Consider the following 7241-nt stretch of genomic DNA (forward strand, 5'->3'; position numbering starts at 1 on the left):
CAGGCGTTTATCCACAACCAGTAATTTGAAGTTACGCCTTGGCAACACGGAACGGCTATTACCAGGGTCTTACGGTAGATAAAAAACAAAAACGCGACCCGAAGGTCGCGCTTTTCTATCACTGTGTTTTCTATCACAGTATATCGCTGTGGATAACTATTTCGCTGATCAACCCACCTGTTCGGCGATGATCTGCTTCCACTTGGCCGGGCCGGTGTTGTGCACGGATTCACCGTTGGTGTCGACCGCCACGGTGACCGGCATATCTTTCACCTCGAACTCGTAGATCGCTTCCATGCCCAGTTCCGGGAAGGCCAGCACTTCGGCGTTGGTGATCGCCTTGGAGACCAGGTAAGCCGCGCCGCCGACCGCCATCAGGTAGACCGCCTTGTTGTCCTTGATCGCGTCGATCGCCACCGGGCCACGCTCGGACTTGCCGATCATGCCCAACAGGCCGGTGCTTTCGATCACCTGGCGGGTGAACTTGTCCATCCGGGTCGCGGTGGTCGGGCCAGCCGGGCCAACCACTTCGTCGCCGACTGGATCGACCGGGCCGACGTAGTAGATGAAGCGGCCTTTCAGGTCCACCGGCAGCTGTTCGCCGTTATTCAGCATCTCGACCATCTTCTTGTGCGCAGCGTCACGGCCGGTCAGCATCTTACCGTTCAGCAGCACGGTTTCGCCCGGCTGCCAGCTCTGCACCTCTTCCGGAGTGACGGTGTTCAGGTCGACACGGCGGGTGCTGGCGCCCACCTCGAAGGTCACTTTCGGCCAGTCGTCCAGGCTCGGCGGCGTCAGGATCGCCGGACCTTCGCCGTTCAGCTTGAAGTGGGTGTGACGGGTGGCGGCACAGTTCGGGATCATGCAGATCGGCAGCGACGCAGCGTGGGTCGGGTAGTCCTTGATCTTGACGTCCAGCACGGTGGTCAGGCCGCCCAGCCCCTGGGCACCGATGCCCAGCTCGTTGACCGCATCCATGATCTCCAGACGCAGCTCCTCGACCCGGTTCTGCGGGCCACGCTCACGCAGCTCGTGGATGTCGATCGGATCCATCAGGGATTCTTTCGCCAGCACCGCGGCCTTCTCGGCGGTACCGCCGATACCGAGACCCAGCATACCCGGCGGGCACCAGCCGGCACCCATGGTCGGCACGGTTTTCACCACCCAGTCGACGATGCTGTCGGACGGGTTCAGCATCACCATCTTGGATTTGTTCTCGGAGCCGCCACCTTTGGCCGCGACATGTACTTCCACCTCGTCACCTTCGACGATCTCGTAGTGGATCACCGCCGGGGTGTTGTCCTTGGTGTTCTGCCGCTTACCGGCCGGGTCGGCCAGGATGGAGGCGCGCAGTACGTTATCCGGGTGAGTATAGGCGCGACGAACGCCTTCGTTGACCATGTCGGTGACGCTCATCTTGGCGTCCCACTGCACGTTCATACCCACTTTCAGGAACACGGTGACGATACCGGTGTCCTGGCAGATCGGCCGGTGGCCTTCGGCACACATCCGGGAGTTGATCAGAATCTGCGCCATCGCGTCCTTCGCCGCCGGGTTCTGTTCCTTCAGGTAGGCTTCGTGAACGCCTTTGACGAAATCGATCGGGTGGTAGTAGGAGATGAACTGCAGGGCATCAGCAACGGAGCTGATGAAGTCGTCTTGACGGATAACGGACATTCGGAGGCTCTCCAATAGACTCTTGTGAAGGTGCTTCGCAGTGCTGTTAATAACCGCAACTGCAGGGCTGACCGGCGCCTCACCGGGCTCCCCGTTGTAGTTGGCGCAGGATTATACACCAAATGACCGACCGGGCCCCCTCCGGCCTTGGTCTAAGCGGCGTGAGCGATAGATGCCGGCAACCGGCCGCGAATATGAGCCGTAGCAGCCCGCTCCGCGGGCGACAGCGCAGTTGACCATTTCCCTGGCCAAGCGCTCTAGCGGGCCGCGACGTTTTCCAGCAGCAACATCCGCACCGCCAGGCCGATAAACACCGAGCCCATCAACCAGCGGCCAAACACCGATTTGGAATTGACGAAGCGTCCGGCAAGCCGGCCGGCCAACAGCGCCAGGCCGATCAGGAACGCCAGGTTGAACAGCACCAACATCAGCCCCAACTGCAGCCCCTGCAACATCACCTCGCCGCGCTGCGGATTGATGAACTGCGGCAGGAACAGCGCACAGAACAGCCAGGCCTTGGGGTTGAGCAGGTTGTTCAGCAGGCCGCGCCGCCACAATGCCCAGCCGGATTCCTGCAGCCCCTGCGACAGCGCCGCCGCGCCCGGCCGCAGGCTCTGGATGCCGAGCCACAGCAGATAGGCGGCGCCGATCCAGCGCAGCAGATCGAACGCCAGCGGACTGGTGGCCAGCAGCACCGAGATGCCGCCGATCGACAGCAGGGTATGCAGCACCAGTGCCGAGCTAATCCCCAGCGCGACGCTGCGGGCGGCGCGCCAGCCTCGGCTGGCGGCGGTGCTCAGCACCAGGATATTGTCCGGCCCCGGCGCCAGGTGGATCGCCAGCAATGCTCCCAGGTAGATCAGTAACTGTTCCGCGCTCATCCGCTACTCATGCCCGCTGAATTTGAGCGCCCATTGTAGGTATCGGCCGGGAAAGAACTTTGCTATTTTTGCTTCATACACACCGCATAAAGCAAACTTTCCCTCCAAAAGACAAGTAATGAAAAAGAATTCACTCAACGAATTACTGGACGCTACTGATTTCAGCCTACTCGACAAGATTCAGCGCGACGGCCGCATCAGCAACAGCAAACTGGCCCAGCAGATCAACCTCAGCGATACCCCCTGCTGGCGGCGCTGGAAACGGCTGGAGGACGAGGGCTTTATCAGCGGCTACCGGACACTGCTGGACCGGCGCAAGCTCGGTTACGACGTGATCGCCTTCGTGCAGGTGTCGTTCGAACGTCACGAGGTGGAGCTGACCGACCATTTCGAGCAGCAGGTGCAGGCGCTGGAGTGGATCCTGATGTGCCACAACATCACCGGCGACGCCGATTACCTCTTGCAGGTGGTGGCCCGCGACCTGGACCAGTTCTCCGACCAGTTGACCGCCCTGCGCCGTATCCCAGGGGTACGCTCGCTGCAGTCGGGCATCTCGGTTCGGGAGATCAAGGCCGATATGGCGTTGCCGTTGGGTTAATTTTTGTTCAGCATCGCGCTAACGGAAAAATCTTAAAAAACTAAAGCAGACAGTAGCAGTAGATCAACCCGAACAGCAGCAGCAGCCGGCCGGTCAGCGGAGTCAGCGGCTTGCGCCCGAACTCATTGGCAGACAGCAGCTTCAGCGGACCGGCCAGCAACGGCAGGGTCAGCAGCAGCGGCCAGAACAGGCTGATCAGCCCCTGCTGCCAGAGCAGCGCGGCACAGAGGTAGACCGCCAGCAGCATCAGCCGGTACAGTCGGCTGGCGGCACGGTAGCCGATACGCACCGCCAGGGTGCCGATACCGTCGCGCCGGTCCGCCTCGAAGTCGCGTAGCTCGTTGCTGAGCAGCAGTAGCGAGGTCAGCAGGCTGATCGGCAGCGACTGCCAGACCACCGCCATATCCAGCCGGCCGGCAACCACCAGATAGCTGCCGGAGACCATCAACACCCCCATCAGCCAAAACACCAGCAATACTCCCAGGCCGCGCTGTTTGTAATTGACCGGATTGAGGGTATAGGTAAGCGCACCGGCCAGACCGATCAGGCTGATCCACAACAGCGGCAGACCGACCTGGGCGATCAGGTAGAGGGCGATCAATGTCGCCAGCAGGAAGCACCCCAACCCGGCGGCGAAATTGCTGCGGATCGCCCGACTGGCCAGCGCCGCCTCGCCATCGGAGATCTCTGCCAGCAACTCCAGATCGGCATAGTCGTTGATCAGGTTCACCCCGGCCTGCAGCAACACGCCGCCCAGCAGCACCATTGCCGCCAGCGGCCAGTTACTGTAGCCGGCGCCATAGGCGCTAGCGATTCCACTCAGGCAGGCGATCAGGGCGACACTGAACGAAAACGGCCGCAGGGCGCGGACAAACTGGTATTTACTGCAATCCATTCGGCAATCCGTGCCGCTGGCGCGGCTTGGTATATCAGGCAATTCGAATATTGGCGCTAGCTTAAGGCCCGGGCAGCCCGCCAGCAAGCCCAGTTCGACCTGACATTACTTTAACAGCATGCGATAGTGGCCGTTTCACCCGATTGAATCCGGCCAGGACACAAGGAGGTCGTCTTGACTACTACTGACCCTATCGCCATCAGAGCAGCCGACCCGCGCGATGCCATCGTTGTGGCGATGCTGGTGACCGAGCTGCTGCTCGAGCTGGCGCCGGAGGACGCCGCGCAGATCGATGGTCTGGCGCTGCCCGCGCTCAGTCAGCAACTGCTGGGCGCCGGCAAGATCCAGGCGTTGCTGGCGTTCGAGCATGGCGAGCCGGTGGCAGTGCTGACCCTGCACGAGTGCGCGGCGCTTTACGCCGGCGGCCGGTTCGGCGAGATATCCGAACTCTACGTGCGACCGGCCTGGCGGGCCAGCGGGCTCGGTCAGCGGCTGATCGACGCCGCCCTCGACATTGCCCGCCAACAGCGCTGGCAACGGCTGGAGGTTGGTGCACCGGCCGGCCAGCAGTGGCAGCGCAGCCGGGCGTTCTACCAGGCCAACGGCTTTGTCGAGACCGGCCCACGACTGCGCCGGCTGATCGACTGAACCGATAGCGGGCCACTAAAACCTATATTTAAGCAATCCGACAGGACCGTCCGATGATCCATCAGACATTGCACGACCATTTCGGCTATCCCGCGTTCAGGGAGGGACAGGAAGCCGTGATCTCGGCCGTGGTGGCCGGCCGCTCGGCGGCGGCGATCTTCCCGACCGGTTCGGGCAAGTCGCTCTGCTATCAGCTGCCCGCCCTGCACCTGCCCCACCTGACCCTGGTGGTGTCGCCACTGCTGGCGCTGATGCAGGACCAACTGGCATTCCTGCAGCGGCACAGTATCCCCGCCGCCAGTATCGACTCCAGCCAGTCGCGCGAACAGGCGATGGAAGTGATGAGCGGCGTCAGCAACGGCACCATCAAGATCCTGATGATCTCGGTCGAGCGGCTGAAGAATGAACGCTTCCGCAACTTCATCAGTCAGGTGCCGATCTCACTGCTGGTGGTCGACGAGGCCCACTGCATCTCCGAGTGGGGCCACAATTTCCGGCCCGACTACCTGAAACTGCCGGAGTACCAGCGCCAGTTCGGCATCCCGCAGGCACTGCTGCTGACCGCTACCGCCACGCCGCAGGTGATCGAGGATATACGCGCCAAGTTCGCTATCGCCGAGGCGGACGTCACCATCACCGGTTTCTACCGCGCCAACCTGAGGCTCGCGGTCGAGCCGGTGGTGCAGGCCGATAAGGACCGACGGCTACTCGACTGGCTGGCACCACGCCGGCAACAGGCCAGTATCGTCTACGTGACCCTGCAGCAGACCGCCGAGGCAGTGGCGAAAACATTGCAGCGGCAGGGGATCGACGCGCGCGCCTATCACGCCGGCATGAAGAGCGAGCAGCGCGAGCAGATCCAGCAGCAATTTATGCGCGGCGAGGTACCCTGCATCGTCGCCACCATCGCCTTCGGCATGGGAATCGACAAGCGCGATATCCGCAACGTGGTGCACTACGACCTGCCCAAATCGATCGAGAACTATAGCCAGGAGATCGGTCGTGCCGGCCGTGACGGCGAGACCTCCGACTGCCTGGTACTGGCCAACCGCGACAACCTCAACGTGCTGCAGAACTTCGTTTATGGCGATACCCCGGAACGGGACGGTATCGTTGCAGTGCTGCAGGAGCTGCAGGCCACCACCCAGCACAGCCAGCAGTGGGAGCTGATGCTCAATGCACTGTCGCAGCAGAGCAATATCCGCCCGCTGCCGTTGAAAACCCTGCTGGTGCAGCTGGAGCTGCGCGGCATCCTCAAGCCCCAATACAGCTACTTTGCCGAATACCGTTTCAAGTACCTGATCGAACCGGACCAGTTGGTGGCGCAGTTCGACGGCGAGCGGCGCAGTTTCGTGCAGGCGATCGTCGACTGTTCGCAACGCGCCCGCACCTGGAGCACGGTGGATTTCGATGCGCTCTACAACCACTATGGCGCCGAGCGCAGCCGGGTGGTGACCGCGTTGGAGTATTTCCAGCAAAAGGGCTATCTGGAACTGGAAAGCAAACAGATGACCGAGGTCTACGCGGTGCTGAACAGCCGGTTCGATCTCGACCAGCTGGCCGACGAACTGCACGGCCATTTCCGCCAGCATGAGCAGAGCGAGATTCGGCGGATCGACAACATGCTGGCACTGTTCGAATCCGACCGCTGCCTCAGCCGCCAGTTGGCCGGCTACTTCGGTGATCATAGCCTGGAGGCGGATTGTGGACACTGCTCGGTCTGTCTGGGTCAGATCGCCCGGCTGCCGGATGCGGCACCGCTGCCGCCACTGGAAACGCTGTCGTTTAGCGAACTTTGCAGCCCGCTGATCGAGCGGCATGGCGGTCAACCGGGGGCCGACCTGCTGACCCGTTTCCTGTGCGGCATCAGCGCGCCCGCCCTGACCCGGCTCAGGGCCCGCTCGCTACCCGGCTTCGCCCGGCTGGAGCAGTATCCCTACGCCGAGGTGCGCAGCTGGCTGGCTAGGCAGGCGTGATAAGCTAAAAGCGTTAAGCGGCAAGCGGCGCATCGAACCGGAGAGTCCGGCGCAATTATTTGTAGCAGCCCGCTCCGAGGGCGACCGGTCTCGGCATCGCTGGATGCCTCCGTTAGTCGCGGCCGAAGCCCCTCCTACAGGGTTCCGTGGTCCGTAGCAGCCCGCTCCGAGGGCGACACCCACCGAACTCAGCCAACCCCGTCGCGGTCGGCACCCAAAGGGCATGCCAAGCCCGCTGCTACAGGGTTCCGTGGGCCGTAGCAGCCCACTCCGAGGGCGACACCCACCGAACTCGGCCAACCCCGTCGCGGTCGGCACCCAAAGGGCATGCCAAGCCCGCTGCTACAGGGTTCTGTGATCCGTAACAGCTCATCAGAGATGCCTATTGGGCGCCGTAGCTCCCCAATAAATAACAAAACCCCAAAAACCAAAAAACGCGGCCGGGCCTAATGCCAGTCAGTTAAGCCAACTGACTGGCATTTTTCTTTCTCACGGGGTAGCGGCATGGGCAGCTCTTTAATGCCCGGGGATAACGCCGCTCTCGCCTTGTCGGCAACACGAAAGTG

Annotated in this window: 6 protein-coding genes; 3 read left to right on the forward strand and 3 right to left on the reverse strand. The window is 62.2% G+C overall.

The window, feature by feature from the left end; genetic code table 11:
* Positions 1–168 precede the first annotated feature (168 nt).
* Together K6T12_RS18480 and K6T12_RS18485 are read right to left on the reverse strand one after the other, a co-directional pair.
* A complete protein-coding gene (locus K6T12_RS18480; RefSeq protein ID WP_222224361.1) occupies positions 169–1677 on the reverse strand; it encodes a fumarate hydratase in 1509 nt (502 codons plus the stop codon).
* A gap of 257 nt (positions 1678–1934) precedes the next feature.
* Entirely contained in the window at positions 1935–2558 is a 624-nt protein-coding gene (locus tag K6T12_RS18485) for a LysE family translocator (RefSeq protein WP_222224362.1), read from the reverse strand.
* A gap of 118 nt (positions 2559–2676) precedes the next feature.
* Here K6T12_RS18485 and K6T12_RS18490 point away from each other — a divergent pair, with 118 nt between their 5' ends.
* On the forward strand, positions 2677–3156 hold the full coding sequence (locus K6T12_RS18490) for an Lrp/AsnC family transcriptional regulator (protein ID WP_222224363.1): 480 nt from the start codon (positions 2677–2679) through the stop codon (positions 3154–3156).
* 40 nt (positions 3157–3196) lie between these two features.
* On the opposite strand, the gene K6T12_RS18495 is transcribed toward K6T12_RS18490, so the two are convergent.
* Complete coding sequence (locus K6T12_RS18495) at positions 3197–4051, reverse strand: prenyltransferase (RefSeq protein ID WP_222224364.1); 855 nt, start codon at positions 4049–4051, stop codon at positions 3197–3199.
* Positions 4052–4225: 174 nt separating this feature from the next.
* On the opposite strand from K6T12_RS18495, the gene K6T12_RS18500 reads away from it, so the two are divergent.
* Positions 4226–4699, forward strand: a complete 474-nt coding sequence (locus K6T12_RS18500) for a GNAT family N-acetyltransferase (protein ID WP_222224365.1) — start codon at positions 4226–4228, stop codon at positions 4697–4699.
* A 53-nt stretch (positions 4700–4752) separates the two neighbouring features.
* Entirely contained in the window at positions 4753–6675 is a 1923-nt protein-coding gene (locus K6T12_RS18505) for a RecQ family ATP-dependent DNA helicase (RefSeq protein WP_222224366.1), read from the forward strand.
* Positions 6676–7241: the final 566 nt, after the last annotated feature.

It is taken from the genome of Marinobacterium arenosum, from assembly GCF_019795155.1.
GTDB classification, from domain to species: domain Bacteria; phylum Pseudomonadota; class Gammaproteobacteria; order Pseudomonadales; family Balneatricaceae; genus Marinobacterium_C; species Marinobacterium_C arenosum.

Excerpts from the sequence above, each read along its gene's own strand:
- K6T12_RS18480 (WP_222224361.1), bottom strand. The coding sequence starts at position 1,677 with ATGTCCGTTATCCGTCAAGACGACTTCATCAGCTCCGTTGCTGATGCC.
- K6T12_RS18485 (WP_222224362.1), bottom strand. The coding sequence starts at position 2,558 with ATGAGCGCGGAACAGTTACTGATCTACCTGGGAGCATTGCTGGCGATC.
- K6T12_RS18490 (WP_222224363.1), top strand. The coding sequence starts at position 2,677 with ATGAAAAAGAATTCACTCAACGAATTACTGGACGCTACTGATTTCAGC.
- K6T12_RS18495 (WP_222224364.1), bottom strand. The coding sequence starts at position 4,051 with ATGGATTGCAGTAAATACCAGTTTGTCCGCGCCCTGCGGCCGTTTTCG.
- K6T12_RS18505 (WP_222224366.1), top strand. The coding sequence starts at position 4,753 with ATGATCCATCAGACATTGCACGACCATTTCGGCTATCCCGCGTTCAGG.